The sequence below is a fragment of the Streptomyces sp. NPDC058295 genome, from assembly GCF_042880655.1.
Classification (GTDB): Bacteria; Actinomycetota; Actinomycetes; order Streptomycetales; family Streptomycetaceae; genus Streptomyces; species Streptomyces coriariae.
The window spans coordinates 1-1,625 of sequence record NZ_JBHVYO010000114.1 but is presented as its reverse complement, the minus strand read 5'-3'; the positions used below and the strand labels follow the sequence as shown (position 1 = coordinate 1,625).

Sequence of the window (1,625 nt, the reverse complement as noted above, 5' to 3'; positions counted from 1 at the left end):
AAGATCGGGACGTCGTTCATCTGGATGATCGTGGTCTCGCTGAACACCAACATGGGTGTGGCCTGGCACCGTTTCCTGGCGTTCCCGAACATCTGGTTCAAGCGCAACGCCGACGGCGCCACCGCTCTGGGCGGGCTGCTGCCGATGACGTCGGGCGGCAAGCCGATCGACTTCGCCGATCCCGGCGACGACGACGTCTTCGGCGTCTCCCAGGTCGAGCAGTTCTCCTGGAAGGGCCTGCTGGACTTCTCCACCTGCACCGAGTGCGGCCGCTGCCAGTCCCAGTGCCCCGCCTGGAACACCGGCAAGCCGCTCTCCCCCAAGCTCCTGATCATGTCGCTGCGCGACCACGCGCACGCCAAGGCCCCCTACCTCCTGGCCGGCGGCGGCAAGACCATGGAAGGCGAGGAGAAGGCGAGCGCCGAGCAGCTCGCGGGCGTGCCCGCCGCCGCGCTCGCCGAGGCCGAACGCCCGCTGATCGGCACCGCCGAAGAGGGCGGCGTCATCGACCCGGACGTGCTGTGGTCGTGCACCACCTGCGGTGCCTGCGTCGAGCAGTGCCCCGTCGACATCGAGCACGTCGACCACATCGTCGACATGCGCCGCTACCAGGTGATGATCGAGTCCGCGTTCCCGTCCGAGGCGGGCACCATGCTCAAGAACCTGGAGAAGAAGGGCAACCCCTGGGGCCTGGCGAAGAAGCAGCGCCTGGAATGGCTCAAGGAGGTCGACTTCGAGATCCCCGTCGTCGGCCGCGACATCGAGGACCTCAGCGAGGTCGAGTACCTGTACTGGGTCGGCTGCGCCGGCGCCCTGGAGGACCGCGCGAAGAAGACCACCAAGGCCTTCGCCGAACTCCTGCACATCGCGGGCGTCAAGTTCGCGATCATGGGCGGCGACGAGAAGTGCACCGGCGACTCCGCCCGCCGCCTCGGCAACGAGCCCCTCTTCCAGGAACTCGGCATGGAGAACGTCGCCGCGCTGAACATGGCGTTCGGCGAGGACGACGAGGACGAGTCGACCAGGAAGCCGAAGTCCGCGAAGAAGATCGTCGCGACCTGCCCGCACTGCCTCAACACCCTCGGCAACGAATACCCGCAGCTCGGCGGCGACTACGAGGTCATCCACCACACCCAGCTGCTCCAGCACCTCATCGACGAGGGCAAACTCATCCCCGTCACCCCCGTCGAGGGCCTCATCACCTACCACGACCCCTGCTACCTGGGCCGGCACAACAAGATCTACACGCCCCCGCGCGAGATCATCGCCAACGTCCCCGGCCTGCGCAACGAGGAAATGCACCGCCACAAGGAACGCGGCTTCTGCTGCGGCGCCGGCGGCGCACGGATGTGGATGGAGGAGCGGATCGGCAAGCGCATCAACAACGAGCGCGTCGACGAAGCCCTCTCCCTCAACCCCGACATCGTCTCCACCGCCTGCCCCTTCTGCCTCGTCATGCTCACCGACTCCGTCAACGGCAAGAAGAACGAAGGCAAGGCCAAGGAATCCATCCAGGTCGTGGACGTCTCCCAGCTGCTGCTGGAGTCGGTCAAGACCCCGGTCGACGACGAACCCCCCGCGGGCGAGGCGCAGACCGAGAACGAACCGGAACCCCAACCGGTGAA

Annotated in this window: 1 protein-coding gene; it reads left to right on the top strand. The window is 66.8% G+C overall.

Annotation, left to right across the window (positions count from 1 at the left end):
* Positions 1 to 1,625, top strand: a 1,625-nt coding sequence (locus ACFVYS_RS43785; protein ID WP_389511454.1) for a (Fe-S)-binding protein, incomplete at both ends; no start/stop codon positions are given.